We start from the raw sequence: 19,130 nt of genomic DNA, 5'->3' as shown, positions 1-19,130 counted from the left end.
GCCAAAATCTAGCAGTCGAATCGCCCGGCTGCCTGCCGGTGTCGTCTTCAGGCGAGCAGGCTCGCGAAAATGATGGCCAGCAGCACGACCAGGAAACCGGTGGACGACCAGGCCGTGAGGCGGGCGTCGGCGCGGCCGACCTGCGCGGCGCCGGACAGGCTGTCGCGCGTGATCGCCGCCGCCGCCCGGCGCAGCGCCTCGATGACCCGCGGCAGGGTCTCCGTGGACAACCGCGCCGCTCCCCGGCCGCAGGCGAAGAACGCGCGCTCGAGGGGAATGCCGATGTCGCCCGCCGGCACCGCCGGGATGGCCGGCCAGCGCCCGGCACGATGCAGTCCGAGCGCGACCACGGCCGTGGCGCCGGCCAGCACGAGCGGCCAGGTGGCGGCCCAGCTGGCCGCCAGCGTGACGGCCGCTTCGCGCCCGTCGGCCGAGGTCGCCCACCAGGGGGCCGCGAGGCCCGCGCAGAGCAACACCAGCCAGGGCGCGAACAGCGGCGTGGACGACGGGGATGCGCTCACCGTGGGCCGCGGCCAGGCCAGCCACAGGAAACGGGCCATCAACAGCGCGGTCAGCACGGAACTCAGGCTGAGCAGGAGCGGCAAGCCTTCCGGCCATGGCGGAGGCAGCGACTTGCCGGCCGACTTGAGGGCGAGTTTCGCCAGCAGACCCCCGGTGAGCGGCGCGGCCGCGATGGCCGCCGCACCGAGCGTCAGCAATGCCCCAGCCAGCCGTGCCATCGCCGGCCGGAGCGGATGCTGCACGACGCCTGCCCCGAGGAACAGCGCCCCCTTCACCAGCCCGTGATGCACCATGAACACGAGCAACGCGGTGAACAACAACTCCCAGTACTCGGGAAACGCCAGCCCCAGCCCGACAGCCAGGGTCATCAGGCCCATCTGGCTGATGCTCGAGTAGGCCAGGACCGTCTTGGCTTCACGCTGCGGCAAGCCCGCCAGCACGCCATACACGGCCGTGACGAGCCCGGCGATCGCCAGGCCATTGCCCCAGGCCGGCCAGGCGACCTCCCCCAGCGGCAATAATCGCATCCATGCGATCAGGCCGGCCTTGATCATCGCCCCGGACAACACGGCACTCGCGGGCGCCGGGGCGACCGGATGCGCCAGCGGCAGCCAGAAATGCAAGCCCACGAGCCCGGTCTTGATGCCGAACCCGACGATCAGCAGGCCGGTCACCAGGGTGACGGGCGCGCCGCCCTCGTCGAAGACTGCGCGCACCGCGGGGAAATCGATGCCGTCCGCCGGACTCGCGAGCATCATCAACGCCGTGATCACGCAGACTTCGCCCACCACGACCAGCGCAATGTAATAGCGGCCGGCATGACGCGCGCGCGGCCCGCCGTCATGCACCACCAGGCCGTAGGCCGCGAAACTCATCAGTGCGAAGCCGAAATAGAAGACGACGACGTCCAGCGCGACCAGCAACAACAGGTTGCCGACGAGCGTCGCGAGATACCAGCCGAAGAACGCGTCCCGCCGCGCGCCGGGTTCGAGGTACGACTGCGCGAACAGTCCTGCCGCAAGCCACAGGCCGGCCGTCGCCGGGAGCATGACCGCGGCGATGGCATCGAGGCCCAGGCGCCCTCCCAGGAGCAGCCAGCCCAGCTCGAAATCTCCAATCCCCAGCGGGACCATGAGCAAGGCCGGCAGCGCCGCCCAGGGCGCCAGCCAACGGGCCGTGCCGCGACTTCTTCGCGCCATGAGGCCGAAGGCCGGCACCAGGGGCCAGAACACCGCCGCAAGCAGGGCCGGCGAATTCATTTCGCCAACAGGAAAGCGGCACTCATCGCCACGAGCAGCATCATGAGGCTCGTCGCCGGCCAGGCGCGCAGCACGAGATCCAGTCGCTGGACGCGGCGGGACCACGCCCGGCCATCCCAGCAGCTGCGTAACCAGGCCGCCGTCCGGTCGCGACGACGCGCAAGATTTCGTCGGCACAGGATGCGCGTCCGGCGCAGCAGGTAAGACACGAGCCGCTCGACAGGACCGAGCAGGTCGCCGGGCGGTACTGCGGGACGGGTCCGCACCGGCATGAGTCGGAAAGCCACGAGGCCGAGCGTGATGCCCACCGGGGCGGCCCAGGCGGAGGCGAAGCCGGGCGGCTCGGCGAGCCAGGCGAGCAACAGGCCGGCCACGCCCAGGACGAGCGGGATCAGCGCCACCCGGGCGGCTTCGAGCGATTCGGCTGCCCGCTTCGCGACGGCGGTCCGCCGTGCAGCCACGGTGAGCAGCAGGGTCGCGGCCACCGTGGCAAAGGGCAGCAACAGGGCGACCGCGGGCGGCAACGTGGCGGCGACCCCGGCCGCCGCGTGTCCCCCGGCGAGCCCATGCACCAGCAGGACGACTGCAACGGTGAAGTCACGTGGCCAGCCCGCCGGCTGCAGGGCGAGCAGCGGAATCACCGCACAGGATGCCAGCAGGGCGAGCGCCGGCCACGCCAGTCCGCCTGCAGCCGTTCCGCCCAGGGGAAGCCCCGCCAGCAGCAGCGCACCGGTGGCCGCCGTCGCATACGCCAGGGTCGTCCGCGCTTCGACCTGGGCAAGCCCGGCGACGGTCGCCCATGCCGCGCCCACGAGGCCCAGCACGCTGCACCACAGGACGACGGTCGGCGGCGCCGGCGGCAGGATCTTCAGCCCTCCGAACACGGCCGCACCCAGTGGAACCGCGGCCAGCAGCACGGCGGTCGGCAGGCTGACCGCACCGAGCGCGGGGGCGAGCCAGCCGTGGGCCGGCGGAATTCCGCCACGCAACACCAGCGCGAAGAGCGCCATCACCAGGGCGGGAAGGTAGGGGCCGGCTGTCGGGTGGGCGGTCGAACTGAGCAGCATCTCGAAGACCAGCAGGTCGCTTGCGACCAGCAACACGACCCATGTGCGCCCCGCACTGCGCCAGCCGCCACCCGACTCACCCGCCATGACCGCATAGAGGCCGTAGCCGGCAGCGAGCATCCCCGCATACACCATGGGCCCGCCTTCCGCGAGAGACAGCGCCAGGGTCCCCGACAAGGCCACCAGCAGCGCGACCACCGGCGGATCGCTCACCCCCGGCCGGGTCAGCAACAGGCCGATCGCCAGCCACAGGCCGCCGAACAACAGCAAGGCCGCGCGGGCGAGCGGATCGAGCACCAGCGCGGCGTCGCGCATGACGAGGAGCTCCGGGAGGGCAATCCTGTCGGGCGCCATCAGCGCCGCCACCGTGACCGGGAAGGCCGCCACGAGCGCCACGACCCAGCCAGCGGTCGACGGTGCCCGGACGGGCCTGGCGGCGAACCACAACGCGGCCGCCAGCGGTAACAGCGGCAAGGCCAGCAACAGGCTCATGGCGCGTACTTCCGGGCGGCGATGAACTGCACCCAGTCGAGCGGCGTGCCGGGCATCGAGGCGAAGAGGCCCCAGACGAGTGTCGCGGCGGCGGTCATCACCGGCGGGATCAGCAGTGCCCACGCGGTTTCCTTGCGCCCGAAGGAGCGCTCCTCCGGCCAGGACTCCGGCGGCGGATCGAACCAGGCCGTGCGCAGGATCGGCAGGAAATAGGCGGCGTTCAACAGGCTGCTGCCGGCGAGCACCAGCACGGCCCAGTCCTGCCCGACCTCGAGCGCGCCGAGACCCAGGTACCACTTGCTGATGAAGCCGACCATCGGCGGCGCGCCGATCATGCCGAACGCCGCGAGCGTGAACGCCCCCATCGTCCAGGGCATGCGCCGGCCGATGCCACGCATTTCGCTGACCTTGTGCACGCCGAGAGTCTCGGCGAAATTGCCGGCGCAGAAAAACAGCGTGATCTTCATGAAACCCTGGTGCACGAGATGCACCAGCCCCCCGATGGTCGCGATGGGCCCGGCGATGGCCACCCCCAGCGTGATGTATGACACCTGGCTGACCGTGGAAAACGCGAGGCGCCGTTTCAGGTCGTCCTGGAACAGGGCGCGCACGGAAGCATAGATGATCGTCACGGCAGCCAGGATGGCGAGCGGCAGGGTCACGCCGAGGCTCGCGGCGAACTCGATGCCGAACACGTCGTAGACGATGCGCACGATGCCGAATGCGCCGGCCTTGACCACCGCCACCGCGTGCAGCAACGCGCTCACCGGGGCGGGCGCCACCATGGCCTGCGGCAGCCAGCCGTGCAACGGCAGGATGGCGGCTTTCACGCCGACGCCGAGAATCAGCACCACGAAGATCATGCGCAGCACGTCCGGATCGATCCCCCGCCCGGCGATGAATCCGCGGTCGACGAACTCCAGCGTGCCGGTCAGCGAATACAGCCATACCGTGCCCGCGAGCAGCAGCACCCCGCCGAACAGCGTGTGCGCCAGGTAGCTGCGGCCGGCCTTGCGCGCCGCCTCGGTGCCGCGGTGGACCACGAGCGGATACGTCGTCAGCGTCAATGCCTCGTAGAAGACCAGGAAGGTGAGCAGGTTGCCCGCCATCGCCAGGCCGACGGTGGCGGTCACGCACAGGCTGAAATAGCCGAAGAAACGACTGCGGTTGGGTGAACCCTCGAGGTAGCCGATGGCATACACCGTGGTGGCCAGCCACAGCACCGCCGACAGGTTCACGAACATCAGCGACAGGGCGTCGGCATGCAGGACGAAATCCAGGCCCGGCACCAGCGGCAGGCGGAACTCGTATTCGACACCGTGGAATACGCCGATCATCATCAGCACGAGGAGCACGATCTTGAGAATCGCGCCGCCGAGGTTCAGCGTCGTGCGCAGCGCGACGGCCTTCTCCGGCAGCATGAAGATGATCATGCCGGGGACCAGCGAACTGGCGAGCACCATCAGCGGCAGCCAGGCATTCACGGCAGCACCCCGTCGAGCAGCGGCAGCGCCCAGGGCGCAACGAAACCGAGCAGCACCGCGCCCAACGCCAGCAGCAGCGCGGTCCATTCCATGGTGCGCGGCACGTTGTGGGATTCATGCTCATGGGGCGAGCGCGTAAAGGCGAATCCCAGCACCCGGAACACGTAGCTCGCCGTCAGCACCCCGCCGACGATCATCACCAGCGCCCAGAACCAGAGGCCCTGCGCCATCGCGCTCTGCAGCAGCATCCACTTGCCGACGAAACCCCCGCTCGGCGGCAGTCCCGCCAGGCTGATGCCGGCCAGCGCGAAGGCGGCGAGCGACAACGGCATGCGATCCACGACGCGGTCGAGTTCCGCGATCTCGTCATGACCGCCCTGCATCATGATGCTGCCCGCCGCGAGGAACATCGCGCCCTTGGCCAGTGCATGAGACAGGGCCAGGTAAATCGAACCGCCCCAGGCGAGCGCGGGATCCAACCCGGCGAGCGGGAAGGCGATGAACAGGTAACCGAGCTGGGCCACCGTCGAATAAGCCACGAGCAGTTTCAGTCGTTCCTGTCGCAACGCCTGGATGGAGCCCCAGAAGACCGCGAACGCACCGAGCGACCCGAGCAGGATCGGGAGCCCCTCGCCCTCCGGCGAGAACGTGAACCAGAGTCGCAGCAACAGGTAGAACGCGCCCTTCACGACCAGGCCGGACAACACCGCGCTCACCGGCGCGCGCGCGCTGCCGTGGGCCGGCGGCAGCCAGACATGGAAGGGAAACAGCCCGATCTTCAGCAGTAATCCGGCGACCATGGCCCCCAGCGGAATCGCCAGGGCCAGCCCACCGTCCGCGCGCTCGCCGAGCAGGGCGAGATCCAGCGTGCCGTACAGGTGATACAGCAGCACCACGCCGACCAGGTATGCCAGCGAGCCGAGCAGGCTCACCAGCAGATAACGCATCGCGCCCCAGAGGGCGGGTCCGGTGCCGGTGAGCGCCACCAGCGCCACGGCGGACAGGCCGAGCAGTTCCAGCGTGACATAAAGATTGAAGACGTCTGCGGCCTGGAACAGCGCGTTCAGCGCCGCCCAGGTGAACAACCACAAGGGCCAGAAACGGCGCACCTTGTCCGGGGAATCCGCCAGGTACACCCGCGCATAGACGCTCACGGCGGTACCCACGACGGCGGTCATCGCCAGCATCAGCACGCTCAGTCCGTCGGCCCACAGGTCGATGCCCAACGGCGCGCCCCAGCCACCCGCCTCATAGCGCCGCGGGCCGCCGAAGGCGACCTGCAGGAGCACCGCGAGCGCCGCGCCCGCGCTCATGAACGCGCCGGCCAGTCCGATCGGGGCGGCGTGACGGGGCCACAGGAATGCCAGCAGCGCGCCGAGCAGCGGCAGCGCGATCGCGAGCAGCATCCAGGGTGCTTCGGCAAGCCAGTCAATCATCGCGGTCTACTGCCAGTCCTCGTCCATGAGATCCCGATCCCGGTCTTCCGGCAGCGTCGGCTTGCCGGTGGCGGCGTCGATGCGCAACACCAGTGCGAGCGCCAGCGCCGTCGCGGATACCGTGACCACGATCCCGGTGATCACCATCGCCTGTGGAACCGGGTCCGGCGCGGCGCCGGCGCCGGCGCCGACCAGCAACAGGAACGCGCCGCTGCCCATCACGTTGAGGGCGAGCACCTTGCGGATCAGGTGGGCTCGCAACACCAGCGCCCATACGCCGATCACCAGCAGGCCGATCCCGGTGAGGGCGAAGACGGTCAAGCCGTTCACGGCTCGTCACCCGGCCGGCCGCCGATGAACAGCCCGGCGAGAATCACGGCGATCGAAAGGGTCGCGGCCGCCTCGATCACGAGGATCAATGTCTTGGCGGAGCCGGGCGGATACTCGAGAAACTGCCGGCCGTCGCCCATCACGGCGAGGGCCACGACGAGAAACGTCGCGAGTCCAAGGACCACGCCCCAGCGCATCGGCGCATGAGGCAGGCCGATGCGCGGGCGCCGCCCGGAAAGGATGAACAAGACCCCGGTAGCCGCAAGCACGGAGCCGGCCTGGAAGGCGCCACCCGCACGTGTCGCCCCCACCCAGAGCAGGTAGCCGCAGATCACCGCGGACAAGGGAATGAGGACGCTGTCCAGGCCGAGCAGCACCGGGCTCGGCGGCCGCTCATGCAACTTCGGCGCCGGACCCAGCGCCCAGACGCCGACCAGCGTCGAGGTCATCACGGCGATCTCCAGCAGGGTGTCATAGCCCCGGAAATTGAGCAGCACCGCGGTCACCGGGTTCTCGACGCCGCTCTGTGCCAACGCGGCGCGCACCGCGTCGTCGAGTCCGGGCGCCAGCGGCGTGGCCCACAGCAGCCAGCACAATCCGGAGGCGACGCCGAGGAGCAATACCGCGAGCATCCCGCGCAGCATGACGCCAGGTTCATGCGTGCCCCGCTCAGTCCGCATCGTCTTCACCCTGGTGTGGCCGCGCGTGCGGCTGTTCTTCGCTTGTTTTCCGGCCACGCAGGCGGCCCCAGGTCGCCAGCAGCAAGGCGCCCGTCAGGCCGGCGCCGATCGCCGCCTCGGCCAGTGCCACATCGGGTGCGCCGAGCCGCGCCCAGGCCATCGAAAGCACCAGGCCGAATGCGATAAAGAGGACGATCGCGCGGAACAGGTCACGGCTGGACAACGCCGCCCAGGCCAGCCAGATGAGAATGGCGGCGAGCAGGCCGTCGAGTACCAGGCCGGCGCTCATCGGGCGGTCCACGGGTCGATGCCGCGCCGCAGGCTGGAGCGCGCGATCAGGTGTGAAGCCGTGGCCCCGGCGAGCAGCACCAGCAGCCAGACCATCACCAGCTTGCCGACGACGGCCAGGGATTCCGCCTGGAGCGCGAGGCCGAGCACAGTCAAGCCGAGGCCTGCGTTGTCCCCTTTCGTCAGCGCGTGCAGGCGACTGTAGACGTCGGGAAAGCGCAGCATGCCGACGGTGCCGGCGAAAAAGAACCCGGCTCCCGCGAGGACGAGGCCGGCGCTCAGGAAATCAATCGGCGTCATGCCTGGCTCCCGGACTCCATACGCGGCGCACGAAGGCCACGGCGGCCACCGCCGCCAGCAGGGCGAACACCAGCGCAATATCCCGCAGCTCCGCTTCCTCCATGCCTTCCGCGAGTAGCAGCAATACCGCGACGGCCGTCGTGCCGAACAGCTGCGCGGCGAGCATTCGATCGGCAGCGGTCGGGCCGCGCATCACGCGCCACAGGCCGGCGGCCAGGTTGAACAACAGGAACGTGGCAACACCCAGGAGCAGAACGTTCATGACGCGTTCTCCGGGATTTCCTGGAACGAGGCGTCCAGCCCGAACAAGGCGGCAATGCGCGGCTCGAGATCCGTCACCATCGCCTGCATGTCACGGCGCGTGTCCAGGGCGTGAATGACGAGTTCTTCGCCGTCGAGATCCGCGCTCAGCGTGCCGGGCAACATGCTCACCACATCGGCCAGGGCGATCCGGCTGCCGTCGGTCGGCAGGCGCAGGCGGCAATGGACCAGGCCCGGGTGCAGTGGCATTGCAGGGCGAAAGGCCCGCATCGCGACATCCGTCGCGCCGGCGAGGGACTGGTAGGCGAACCATGGCAGGAAGCGCGCCAGGCCCCGCAGGGAGAAGGAACGCGCACCCCACAACACCAGGCTGAGCCACGCTCCAAGCAACACGAAGGGCACGCCAACGGCCAGGCTGTCTACGGCTCCCTCGGCGAGAATCCACCAGAGCACGGCAAACAGCAGCACGCGCCGCAACCCGTCCTGCCAGCGGGCAGGGTCCCGGGCGGCGGGCGCGTGGCGCGTGTTTGCGGGCATGTTCCCCCCTCGGCCTGCAACTCCATTCAGTCGATACGACGAGCCTTCGCCAGGAACCCCCTCAAGCCGGCGGGCAGGGCGTAGCCCGCATAGTCCTCGAGCAGTTCAGCGTCGAAACCTGTTGACGACAGGTCGGCGAGCAACTCGTCGGCCGGCAGCAGTTCCATTTCATGGCATTCGTCATCGCGCCGGAACAGGTCGCCGACGCGCCGAAAACTCGTGATGCACCGGATCAGGCGACGGGCCTGCGGGTTTTCTTCGGCGCTCATCAGCAGCGCCCAGTCACCCCCGTCCACATGGGTCTTCAGTTCTTCTTCTCCCGCGAGGCGCCCGGGCTCGGCGGCATCGAACAGCAACAGTCCACCCGGCTGCAGCGCAGCGTGAATCCGGCCGAACAGTCCGCGCAATGCCTCGCGAGAAACACTCTCGTCAAAACGATAGTTGAAGCACTCGCCCACCGCCACGACCGCAACGCACGATGGCAGCTCGGCTTTCAGCAGCGATTCGCAGAGAAACCGGCCGTCGGGTACGCGTTCACGCGCCAGCTCGATCATCGCCGGCGACAGGTCGATGCCCAGCACGTCATAACCCGCGTCGGACACCATGGCCGCGAGGACACCCGAGCCGCAGCCGAGGTCGATCACCCGTCCGGCGTCGATGCCTTCCTCCGCCAGTTTCCGCAGCAACAACTCGCCCGCGTTGCGCGCGAGGTCGCCGAAACCGAGATCGTGGATCCAGGACAGGTCTTCCCGGTAGGCATGGCTCATGGCGATGCTCCTTCCCTGGTGACTGCCGGCACGGAGGGCGCGACCCGCCCCGGCCGGGCGACGGTGTAAAGGACACGCATCGCAAAGCTTTATGTACATAATGGACCGTTCGGCGGCCGCCGGCGTAAGGGCTTTCCGAAAGGCCCTCAGCCGCTCCGCCCCAGCCAGAGTGCGCCAGCCAGCAACACCAGCAGTACAAACATCGTCGCCACGTTCAGGCTGATGTCCCGCCCGTAACGCTGTATTTTTCGCCGGGCGAACACGATGCCCGGCTGGGCATCCAGCGTCTCGGCACTGGATCGCGCAGACAGCGGCTGGCGGAGCTGGGAAAGCGCCAGGCGCCCGATGTCCAGCAGCCACGCGGCGAGGCTGAATTCCAGTTGCGGGACATCCGCGCTCCCGTCTTCGATCGCACCCGGCGCCGGATGCCAGGCTGCCGGCACGGCCAGGCGCTCGCGGGTCAGCAGCGGTCCGAGAATCGACGCCACTTCCGGGCCGGGGGGTTCACCCGCGTCATGCGCAGGCGCCAGTTCGGCCGCGGCCGCGGCGATCGCCGCCCGGGTCGCGGGAAATTCACGGTAAAGCGCGTCGAGCGCCGTGTGCTGCGCGGCCGCACCGTGTGCATCGCCGATCCGCCGCAACAAGGCTAGCCGGGCCTCGAACAACGCGCCGGCCAACAACCCGGCGATCGCCCGGGCAGATTCCATCGGCGGAACCGCACGCACCGGACTTGCCGCACCGTCTGTGCGCGCCTGCTCAAGAAGACGCGAGGCAGCTGCATTGGTCGTGGCGACGCGTTCCTCGTCCAGCAGCAGCCACGCCGATTCCAGGAATGCCTGCTCCGCCGTTGCGGCAACTCCGGCCAACACCGTTTCGACGAAGCGGCGCCTGGCCTGCCCTGCCTGGTGCGCAACCTGCCAGAGCAGGCGTCGTATCTCGCGCAAGCTCCAGGCCAGGCGATGCTGGAACCGGGCGTATACGAAGGCGGTTCCGACACAGGCGCGGACGCTGCCCCGCGCGATCGCCCCGTAGGCTCGTGCGACGCTCATCCACCTGGGACCGCGCAGATGGAAAACGCCCATCCGGGTGCCGATGGCGAAGATGGCCGCGCCCAGTCCGAAGGTGGCAAAAGCAGTGAGCACATCGCGCGGCGCGAGGTAATAGTGGGCCAGGTAATGGTCGATGGCGGCATGCGGCATCGACCACCATGCCAATCCCGGCGCGATCATGCCCTTCAGCAGCAGCTCGGGCCGCAAGCCGAGCAGAATCACCGGACACGCCAGCAACGTCATCGCCACCAGCATCCCGGGGGACGCCTCCCGCACCTCGGCGCCCCACCGGGTGCGCGCAGGCGCGACGAACACCAGGCCGATCAGCTTGATGAAGGAGGCTACGGTGCCGGCGCAGACCAGCAGGTAGACGCCCTCGGCGAGGCGCAGCGCGATACCTCCTTGTGCGGCCTGCGCGGCGACCAGCGCATGATGAACCAGGCACTTGCTGACGAAACCATTGAACGGCGGCAAGCCCGTGATCCCGGCGGCCGCAACCAGCATCAGCGCGAAGGTGACCGGCATCCGTCGCCACAAGCCACCGAGCGCGTACATGTCGAGCTGCCCGGTGCGCAACGACACGACGCCGACGCCGAGAAACAGCAATGCCTTGAACAGCGCGTGGTTTACCGTGTGCAACAGGCCGCCCGCCGTACCCATGGCGCCGTCCTCCAGCAGGTAGGCGCCGGCGCCGATCCCCACCAGGATGAAGCCCACCTGGCTGATGCTGTGATAAGCGAGCATCCGTTTCGCGTTGCGCTGGCCGAGCGCGAGCACCACGCCCACCGCCATGGTCAGGATCCCGAGCCACACGACCGCGAGACCGAGGACGCTGCTGAACTGCCATGCCGGATCCGCGAAGTCGGTGCCGACGCCAGGGCGGAACAGGGTCGAGAGGCAACGGAAGATGCCGTAGGCGCCGGCCTTGATCATGACGCCGGACAAGAGCGCACTGGCCGGCGAAGGCGCCACCGGGTGCGCGTTGGGCAGCCAGACATGCAACGGCACCATGCCGGCCTTCACGCCGAAACCGATCAACAGCAGCACGGCCGCCGCGCTGCGCAAGCCGGACTGCCCTTCCTCCACGTGAATCGGCGTCAGCGTGCCGTCACCCATCGTGACGATGATCATGACGCCCGCCAGCAAGGCGAAGCCCCCGAGCAGCGTCATCCAGAAATACTGCACCGCGGCCCGTTTCGCCTCGGCCGTGCCGGCGTGGACGACGAGCAGGAACGCGACCAGGCCGAGCAACTCGAAGAACACGAACAGGGTCACCAGGTTTCCCGCCAGCACCACGCCGAGATTGGCCGCAAGCACCACCAGCGAAGCGGCATGGAAGCGATTGCGCCGCGGTTGCGCCCGCAGGTAGCCCAGCGAATAGAGCGTGGCGCAGAACCAGACGAAGGCGCTGAACAACGCGAACAGCGCGCCGAAATGATCGACCTTGAATACCAGCCCGCCCGGCAGCAACGGCCACTCCGCATGGATCGCCCCGTGCGCGGTCACGAGCGGCACCAGCGCCGCGGCCCCGAGCAGCGCCAGCGCGGTGACTGCGACCATGAACACATCGCGCACGGCCTCCGAGCGCCGCCCCAGCGGTCCCAGGGCGAGTGCCGCCAGCGGCGGGCCGGCTACCAGCAACAGGGGCAGAACCGATGCCTGGAGCATCATCTCAGCCCGCCCCGAAAAAGGCGCCCACGGCCCGCCGCGCGAGGGACAACGGCAACCCCGGCAGTGCCGCAGCGAGTCCCAGCAACACGCTGACTGCCGCCGCCATGATCAGCGCGAATCGCATGCCGCCCCGCACGTCCGCTCTCGCCGCCACCGATCTCTCAGGCAGTGCACCGAAGCAGGCGCGCCAGACCGGCGGCAACAGGTACATCGCCGCCAACAGCGCACCCCCGAGCAGGACGACCAGCGCCCATGGTGCGCCGGCCTCGAGCATCCCGATACCGAGCAGCCACTTGCTGACGAAACCCGATAACGGCGGCACGCCCACGAGTCCGAGGGCGGCGATCACGAACACCGCCGTGGTCACGGGCATGCGCCGGCCGATGCCGTCCAGCTCGGATACCCGCCGGATCCCGGCACGACGCGCGAATGCCCCTGCACAGAAGAACAACGCACCCTTCAGGAACGCGTGGTGGCTGATATGGACCAGCGCGCCAACGGTCACCGCCGGCGCAAGCAGCGAGACCGCCAGCAATACATAGGCCATCTGGCTGATCGTGGACCACGCCAGCCGGCGCTTCAGGTCATCCTCGCCGACGGCCTGGACGGCGGCCAGCAACACCGATACCGAGGCAATCACCGCCAGCCACGGCCCGACACCCAGCGAGCGCGTCAACTCGACGCCGAAAACTTCGAAGACGACGCGCAGGATGCCGAAGCACCCGGCCGCCACCATGACCCCGGACAGCAGCGCGGAAAACGAAGCCGGGGCAGCGGGGTGAACATCAGGCACCCACCCATGCAGCGGCATCAGGGCTGCCTTGACCCCGAAGCCGCCGATGAAGGACCAGAACGCAAGGCGCAGCAACGTGGGATCCATGTCGGCGTCCAGCAGGCCGCCCGGTGCGAAAGGCCGATCACCCGCGAGGTAGAAGCTGACGATGACGCCGAGCAACACGGCGCTGCCGCCGACCAGGATGTAGACGATGTACTTCAGGCCGGCACGCATGGCCTTCGGTGTCTCGTCGTGGATGACGAGCGGGTAAGTGAGGAGAGAAAACAGTTCGTAGAAGACCAGCAGAGTGAGCAGGTTGCCCGCATAAGCCACGCCGAGCATCAGTCCCTGGCAGAGCATCAGGAAGCCGTAATAACGCGCCAGCCGGCCGCGTGGCGGCAGGTACGCGGCGGCATAGACCAGCGCCAGCAGGAACAGCAACGAGAGGGTCGCGGCGAACAGCGCACCCAGCGCGTCCACCCGCAGGTGCAGCCAGACTTGGGGCGTCAACTGCAAGAGCGGCAACTCCAGCGGCACCGCGTCCAGGGCGCCCGGGAGCAACGCCACCGTCAGCAGGCAGGTGGCGATGGAGATTGCACCGAGCGCCCGGTTGCGCCAACGCGCACCGCGGCGCTCCAGCGGCACCGCGAGCGCACCGCCCACGGCGGGCAGGAGGATAGCCAGCAGCGGCAGGAAGCTCATGGCGTCGTGTGTATTCATCGCTTCACAACCCCGCCACGAAACGCACCGCGGCCTGCGCCAGGGAGAAAGGCAGCCAGGAAATCCGCATGCTGATGCCCAGCAGCAGCACATAGGCCGCCGCAACCAGGGTCGGGACCAGCAGCAGCGCCTCGGCCTCGCGAATCGGTGCGGACTCGGCCGCAGATGGACGGAACCACGCCAGGTAAACGATCGGCAGCCAGTAGGCGGCGTTCAGGAGCGCGCTCAGAATCATCAGCAACACGAACCACCACTCGCCGGCCTGCAGCGCGCCGAGCGACAGGTACCACTTGGTCACGAAGCCGGCGAACAGCGGCACACCGATGAAGCTCAGTGCGGCGATGGTGAAAGCTCCCATCGTCCACGGCATGGTCCGCCCGATGCCCGCCAACTGGTGCACCTGGGTCTTGCCGCTGCTGCGCTCGATCGCGCCGGCGACGAAAAACATCGTGATCTTGGCGAAGGCCTGGTTGGCGATGTGCACGACCGCTGCCAGTGCCGCCAAGGGGGTCAGCAGGGCTGCGCCGAGCACGATATAGGACAACTGGCTGATCGTGGAGTACGCCAGCCGACGCTTGAGATTATCCTGCGCCAGCGCAATCAGCGACGCCGCGACGATGGTGAATGCGGCGACCCAGGCCAGCCAGCTTGCGTAACCGAGCTCGGCCAGCAGATCGACGCCGAAGATGTTGTGGATTACGCGCAGGATGCCGAACACACCGGCTTTCACCACCGCCACCGCATGCAGCAGCGCGCTCACGGGGGTCGGCGCCACCATGGCCGCAGGCAACCAGCCGTGCAAGGGCATGATGGCCGCCTTTACGCCGAAGCCCCCGATCAACGTCACGAAAGTCGCCAGCAACAGTCCGTCGCCCGCGGCCGCGGGCAGCACGCCGGCATGACTGAAGCTGAGCGTGCCGGCGAGAGACTGAACGAGGATCATGCCGAGCAGCAGGGCCGCGCCGCCCAGCAGCGTGTACGCGAGGTACTTGCGACCGGCGCTGAGCGCTTCAGGCGTCTCGTCGTGCACCACCAACGGGTAAGTGCAGATCGTCAGCATCTCGTAGAACAGGAACAACGTGAGCAGGTTTTCGGCGAAGGCGATGCCGACCGTGGTCGATACGCACAGCGCGAAAAAACCGAAAAACCGCACCCGCGCATGCCGCCCTTTCATGTAGCCGATGGCGTAGACCGTGGTCAGCACCCAGAGCGTGGACGAGACAAGAGCGAAGAACATCCCGAGCGCATCGGCGCGGAAACTGATGCCGACCCCGGGCAGGAACTCGAGGACCTCGAAGACATAGACCTTGCCGGCAAGACTGCCGGGCAGCAGTGAAAGAATGACAATGAACTTCGTGACCGCCGCGCCGAGCGCGAGCACTCGGCGCCAGAGCGCGCGTGCGCCCAGCAGAAAGATGAGCACCGCACAACCGAACGAGATCGCCGGCGCCAGCACGACACGCAGATCGACGACGTCCATGATCTCAGCCTCCCCCGGGGAACCGGGCGATGGCCGGACCGATCAACATGGCCGGCCAGCGACCGAGCAACCCGCCGGCAAGGCACAGCACGGCAAGCACCAGCACCGGCAGCAGCATTGCGGCCGGTGCCTCGCGTGCCGACAACATCCCGACTTCGGACGGGGACCGGAAGTAGAACGCGTTCAGGATCCTGATGTAATAGACGAAGATCAGCACCGCGCCGGCCAGGAGCACGACAGCAAACCCCGGCCGGCCCGCATCGAGTGCGCCGAGCGCGATGTACCACTTGCCGGGGAAGCCGGCGGTCGGCGGCAACCCGACGATCGAGAACACGCCCACCGCCAATGCCAGGCAGGTCCACGGCATCACGTGTCCGACGCCGCGCAAGGCGTGCAGCGTGCGGCGACCCGTCTGGTGAATGATCGCGCCGGCGGCCAGGAACAGCGTGGCCTTGATGATCGCGTGATTGGCGATGTGGATGCCCGCGCCGGTCATGGCCCGCTCGTTGGCCAACCCGATGCCGAGGACGATGTAGCCGATATTGGAAATGGTCGAGTACGCCAGCATCAGCTTGATGTCCTGCTGGAACAGCGCGAACAGCGCACCCGCGACGATCGAGAGCGCGCCGAGCCAGGCCAGGATTTCGTACATCGGCGCCAGCCGCACGGCCTCGGCGGCGGCGAACATCGGGTACACGCGCAACAGCCCGAAGACGCCGACCTTCACGACCAGCGCCGAGAGGATCGCGCTGACCGGGCTTGGGGCGCTGGCATGGGCGTCAGGCAGCCAGGCATGCATGGGAAACAGCGCTGACTTCACCATCAGGCCGGCGGTCAAGCCGGCCAGGGCGAGCAGAATCGGCGCCGGCGCCTCGGCCGTCGCAAGCCGCGCAGCGATGTCGGCCATGTTCAGACTGCCGGTCAATGCATGCAGAACACCAATGCAGAACAGGATGAGCGCTGATGAAACCGCGCCGGCTATCAGGTACTTGAACGCTGCAAGCGGCGCGATTCTTCCGCCGGCGACCGCCACCAGCGCGTAGCTGGACACGGAGACGATTTCCATGAACACGAACAGGTTGAAGAGGTCGCCGGTCGTGACGAAGCCGATCAGCCCTCCCAGGTTGATCAGCAACAGGCTGTAGTACCAGGGAAGGCGTGCTTCGCGCAGCGCGACGCGCATGTACGGGCCGGAGTACACCAGCACGAGGCCGGCGACCAGGGCGATGACGACCGCTGCGGCACTGAACTCGTCGAAGCGCAACTCGATGCCGTACGGTCGCGCCCACCCGCCAAGCGGATACGAGAACGGACCCTCCAGCACCACCCGTCGCGTGAGCCCCACCGTGGCTGCCAGCACCCACGCCGTCACGGCGAGCGCCCAGGGCCGGGCCAGGCCGGGATGACGCCGCGCGATGGCGGGCGTCAGCGCGCCGGCCACCAGCGGCACCCCGGCCGCCAGGGGCAGCCAGAGATCCATCACTCGACCCCTTTGAGCTCGTCGGCTTCGATCGTGCCGCAGCGCCGGTAGATCTCGACGATCAGGCCCAGCGCCAATGCGGTGATGCTGAGCGCGACGACGATTCCCGTCAGGATCAGGGCATGTGGCAAAGGGCTGGCGAACGGACCCGTCGTGTCGTCCGAGATGATTGGCGCGGCGCCGAAGTCGACCATGCCGGAGGTGACTATGAAGGCGAACACCGCCGTCTCCATGATGTTGAGGCCGAGAAGCTTCTTGATCAGGTTCTGCTTGGCGAGAACGACGTAGAGGCCGATGCAGAACAAGGCGACGAAGGCCGCGTAGTCGATGTTCAGCCAGAGTCCGACCATTTCAGTCGCCCCGCATGTGCTGGAACAGTCCGAGAATGATGACGGCGCTGCCGATGGCGATCCCCAGCTCGAGGGCGATCATCATCAGCGTGCGGACGGGCCCGAGTGCCGTGCCCGGAAAACCCAGCAGGAATCCTGTCAGGAACACGCCCAGCCCGGCGACGGCGGCGAAAGTCAGCGGCGCCGCCGCCTGGAGCCAGACGGCGACCGCCGGCGGCAGCAGCGGGTCGCGCGGCCCGCGGCCAAAGACCACGCTCAGCATCATCAACAGGGCGCCGAGAATCACGCCGCCCTGGAATCCGCCGCCGGGATGGACATGGCCCTTGAAGATCACGAAGGCGCCGAATAGGGCGATGAACGGCGCCGTGCAGCGAATGATGAAGGCCACCACCGGGCTGATGGGACGGCCTGCAGGTCCGGGCGAATCGTTCCGCCCGCCGGATTCACGGAGCCGCTGTCCTGGCGGTAACGAACTTACACCGGTCAGCGCGGCGAGCGCCGCAAAGATCACCATCACCTCGCCGAAAGTGTCGAAGGCGCGATAGTTCAGCAACACGCCCGTGACCAGGTTGGCGGCGCCCGATGCCTCCGCTCCCTCCTTGACGTAGTGTGACGCGACATGGGTATGCACCGGCGCCGTCGGATCACCTGGCCGGGGCAGGCCGGCGACACCCGCGAGCATCGGCACTGCGGCCGCGAGCAGGACGATCACGATCAGCACCCGGTTCATTTTTCACGCCGCCGTGTGCGGCCGATGGCCAGCAGCACCAGGATCGTCGTGACCCCGGCGCCGATCGCCGCCTCTGTCATCGCCACGTCGGGAGCGCCGCGATGCTGCCACAACAGGCACATCACGAGGCTGTAGCCGGAGAAGATGATGGCTGCAGCAACCAGGTCCTTGCTGCGGGCCACGGCGAGCGCCATGCCGATCAGCAGTGCCAACATCACGAGGTCGAAGCCCTGGCTCATTCGTCTCCCTCCTGCGATTCGGTCCAGGGCGCCAGCCCGGTGCCATGGGCCGCCCGCGCCAATGCATGCCCGGCGGTCGGGCTGGAAATGAGCACCAGCACCAGCAAGACGATGATTTTCAGCGCCTCGGGATGGGGAGCGACGTAGATCGCCAGCCCCAGCAGAATGGCCCCGGCCCCAACGGTGTCGCACTTCGTTGCGGCATGCGCACGGGAATAGAAATCCGGCAAGCGCAATAAACCCAGTGTGCCCGCCAGGAAAAACACGCCGCCAAGCGTCGCCAGCGCGACGGTCAAGGACGATACGATCCAGCCGCTCACCGCTGCCAACCTCCTGTCAGCCGGCCCGTCTCGAGGAACCGCGTGGCGGCTATGGTGATGCCAAAATTCAGCAGGCCGTAGACCAGCGCGACGTCCAGCAGGAGACTGCGTTCGAAGGCCAGCCCCAGCAGCACCAGCACGAGCAGTGCCTTGGTGCCGATCACGTTCGTCGCCAGTATCCGGTCCACCGCGGTCGGACCGGCGAAGGCGCGCCACACGCAGGCGGATGCATTGATCAGCAAGAAGGTCCCCAAGCCCCAGAAGAAGGCGTTCATGCGCTCGCCTCCGGCTCGAAGATCCGTGCGATGCGCTTCTCCAGGGCACCGTCCTGCAAACGCTGCGCACAGGCCTCGTCAAGGCAGTGCACGAGAAACACGCCGTCCTCGACATCGACGGTCAAGGTGCCGGGGGTCAAGGTGACGGCATTGGCAAAGGCCACCCGGGAGACGGGACGACGCAAGCGGCTGCGACAGATCACCAGGCGCGGGCTGATTGGGAGGCGCGGATCGGCCACGATCCGCACGACATGCAGCGCGGACATGAACACCGCAGCGCTGAAGACCGGCAGCGTCCGCAACAAGGCAAGCCATTGGCGAGCCGTTATGCGCGGAACTTGGCCGGCCCAGAGGAACCTGGCGGACCAGGCGCCCAGCAACAGGGACAGGGCGGCGCCGAGCAGCAAGTCGGCGGGCGACAGCGAAGCGGAAATCACCAGCCAGAAAGCGAAGATTACCGTGCTTGCCCCCAGCACACGAGATACCAGTGAGCCCGTGCCCCAAGGGCCGCGCGCACCCTGCCGGACATGAGTTCCGCTCGCCTGCATGCTCTGGACTCCGGCGGCGCCTTAGGCCCGGTCCAGGGCGATGCCCTCCCTGGCCCGGACGGTCTTCAGG

21 protein-coding genes are annotated in these 19,130 nt (G+C 68.2%); all 21 read right to left on the bottom strand.

Features of this window, described 5'->3' with window-relative positions; all coding sequences use genetic code 11:
* Positions 1-47: 47 nt before the first annotated feature.
* The gene (locus G6032_RS01995) at positions 48-1,781 is read right to left on the bottom strand and encodes a complex I subunit 5 family protein (RefSeq protein ID WP_165280461.1); all 1,734 of its coding nucleotides are present in this window, start codon (positions 1,779-1,781) and stop codon (positions 48-50) included.
* The gene (locus G6032_RS01990; RefSeq protein WP_165280460.1) at positions 1,778-3,340 is read right to left on the bottom strand and encodes a proton-conducting transporter membrane subunit; all 1,563 of its coding nucleotides are present in this window, start codon (positions 3,338-3,340) and stop codon (positions 1,778-1,780) included. Before G6032_RS01990 ends, G6032_RS01995 begins: the two co-directional genes overlap by 4 nt.
* Positions 3,337-4,803 (bottom strand): proton-conducting transporter membrane subunit, encoded by a 1,467-nt coding sequence (locus tag G6032_RS01985; RefSeq protein WP_240901904.1) that lies wholly within the window; start codon positions 4,801-4,803, stop codon positions 3,337-3,339. The genes G6032_RS01990 and G6032_RS01985 overlap by 4 nt, the downstream gene beginning before the upstream one ends.
* Before the next feature lie 17 nt (positions 4,804-4,820).
* A complete protein-coding gene (locus G6032_RS01980; RefSeq protein ID WP_165280458.1) occupies positions 4,821-6,260 on the bottom strand; it encodes a proton-conducting transporter membrane subunit in 1,440 nt (479 codons plus the stop codon).
* Positions 6,261-6,266: 6 nt separating this feature from the next.
* On the bottom strand, positions 6,267-6,590 hold the full coding sequence (locus tag G6032_RS01975; protein WP_165280457.1) for an NADH-quinone oxidoreductase subunit K: 324 nt from the start codon (positions 6,588-6,590) through the stop codon (positions 6,267-6,269).
* Positions 6,587-7,270: an MnhB domain-containing protein gene (locus G6032_RS01970; protein ID WP_165280456.1), complete on the bottom strand. Its 684-nt coding sequence runs from the start codon at positions 7,268-7,270 to the stop codon at positions 6,587-6,589. The genes G6032_RS01975 and G6032_RS01970 overlap by 4 nt, the downstream gene beginning before the upstream one ends.
* Positions 7,260-7,559 carry a DUF4040 domain-containing protein gene (locus G6032_RS01965; RefSeq protein WP_165280455.1) on the bottom strand — a complete coding sequence of 100 codons (300 nt, stop codon included), beginning with the start codon at positions 7,557-7,559 and terminating at the stop codon, positions 7,260-7,262. Before G6032_RS01965 ends, G6032_RS01970 begins: the two co-directional genes overlap by 11 nt.
* A complete protein-coding gene (mnhG, locus tag G6032_RS01960; protein ID WP_165280454.1) occupies positions 7,556-7,858 on the bottom strand; it encodes a monovalent cation/H(+) antiporter subunit G in 303 nt (100 codons plus the stop codon). The genes G6032_RS01965 and mnhG (G6032_RS01960) overlap by 4 nt, the downstream gene beginning before the upstream one ends.
* Entirely contained in the window at positions 7,845-8,120 is a 276-nt protein-coding gene (locus G6032_RS01955) for a monovalent cation/H+ antiporter complex subunit F (protein WP_165280453.1), read from the bottom strand. The genes mnhG (G6032_RS01960) and G6032_RS01955 overlap by 14 nt, the downstream gene beginning before the upstream one ends.
* Positions 8,117-8,656: a Na+/H+ antiporter subunit E gene (locus tag G6032_RS01950; protein WP_165280452.1), complete on the bottom strand. Its 540-nt coding sequence runs from the start codon at positions 8,654-8,656 to the stop codon at positions 8,117-8,119. The genes G6032_RS01955 and G6032_RS01950 overlap by 4 nt, the downstream gene beginning before the upstream one ends.
* Positions 8,657-8,682: 26 nt before the next feature.
* Entirely contained in the window at positions 8,683-9,423 is a 741-nt protein-coding gene (locus tag G6032_RS01945; RefSeq protein WP_165280451.1) for a class I SAM-dependent methyltransferase, read from the bottom strand.
* Between the two features lie 146 nt (positions 9,424-9,569).
* On the bottom strand, positions 9,570-12,143 hold the full coding sequence (locus G6032_RS01940) for a complex I subunit 5 family protein (protein WP_165280450.1): 2,574 nt from the start codon (positions 12,141-12,143) through the stop codon (positions 9,570-9,572).
* Between the two features lies 1 nt (position 12,144).
* Positions 12,145-13,638 carry a proton-conducting transporter membrane subunit gene (locus G6032_RS01935; protein WP_165280449.1) on the bottom strand — a complete coding sequence of 498 codons (1,494 nt, stop codon included), beginning with the start codon at positions 13,636-13,638 and terminating at the stop codon, positions 12,145-12,147.
* A 4-nt stretch (positions 13,639-13,642) separates the two neighbouring features.
* A complete protein-coding gene (locus tag G6032_RS01930; protein ID WP_165280448.1) occupies positions 13,643-15,118 on the bottom strand; it encodes a proton-conducting transporter membrane subunit in 1,476 nt (491 codons plus the stop codon).
* 4 nt (positions 15,119-15,122) lie between these two features.
* Positions 15,123-16,598 (bottom strand): proton-conducting transporter membrane subunit, encoded by a 1,476-nt coding sequence (locus G6032_RS01925; RefSeq protein ID WP_165280447.1) that lies wholly within the window; start codon positions 16,596-16,598, stop codon positions 15,123-15,125.
* Positions 16,598-16,948: a cation:proton antiporter subunit C gene (locus G6032_RS01920; protein ID WP_165280446.1), complete on the bottom strand. Its 351-nt coding sequence runs from the start codon at positions 16,946-16,948 to the stop codon at positions 16,598-16,600. The genes G6032_RS01925 and G6032_RS01920 overlap by 1 nt, the downstream gene beginning before the upstream one ends.
* Before the next feature lies 1 nt (position 16,949).
* The gene (gene mbhE / locus G6032_RS01915; protein ID WP_165280445.1) at positions 16,950-17,678 is read right to left on the bottom strand and encodes a hydrogen gas-evolving membrane-bound hydrogenase subunit E; all 729 of its coding nucleotides are present in this window, start codon (positions 17,676-17,678) and stop codon (positions 16,950-16,952) included.
* The gene (locus G6032_RS01910) at positions 17,675-17,917 is read right to left on the bottom strand and encodes a hydrogenase subunit MbhD domain-containing protein (RefSeq protein WP_165280444.1); all 243 of its coding nucleotides are present in this window, start codon (positions 17,915-17,917) and stop codon (positions 17,675-17,677) included. Before G6032_RS01910 ends, mbhE begins: the two co-directional genes overlap by 4 nt.
* A complete protein-coding gene (gene mnhG / locus G6032_RS01905; RefSeq protein ID WP_346763738.1) occupies positions 17,914-18,237 on the bottom strand; it encodes a monovalent cation/H(+) antiporter subunit G in 324 nt (107 codons plus the stop codon). The genes G6032_RS01910 and mnhG (G6032_RS01905) overlap by 4 nt, the downstream gene beginning before the upstream one ends.
* Entirely contained in the window at positions 18,234-18,512 is a 279-nt protein-coding gene (locus G6032_RS01900) for a monovalent cation/H+ antiporter complex subunit F (RefSeq protein WP_165280442.1), read from the bottom strand. Before G6032_RS01900 ends, mnhG (G6032_RS01905) begins: the two co-directional genes overlap by 4 nt.
* Positions 18,509-19,060: a Na+/H+ antiporter subunit E gene (locus G6032_RS01895; protein WP_165280441.1), complete on the bottom strand. Its 552-nt coding sequence runs from the start codon at positions 19,058-19,060 to the stop codon at positions 18,509-18,511. The genes G6032_RS01900 and G6032_RS01895 overlap by 4 nt, the downstream gene beginning before the upstream one ends.
* Positions 19,061-19,130 lie beyond the last annotated feature (70 nt).

The organism is Wenzhouxiangella sp. XN24 (assembly GCF_011064545.1).
Lineage (GTDB): Bacteria > Pseudomonadota > Gammaproteobacteria > Steroidobacterales > XN24 > XN24.
The sequence above is the reverse complement of the archived record's forward strand: the minus strand, read 5'-3'. Positions and strand labels throughout refer to the sequence as shown.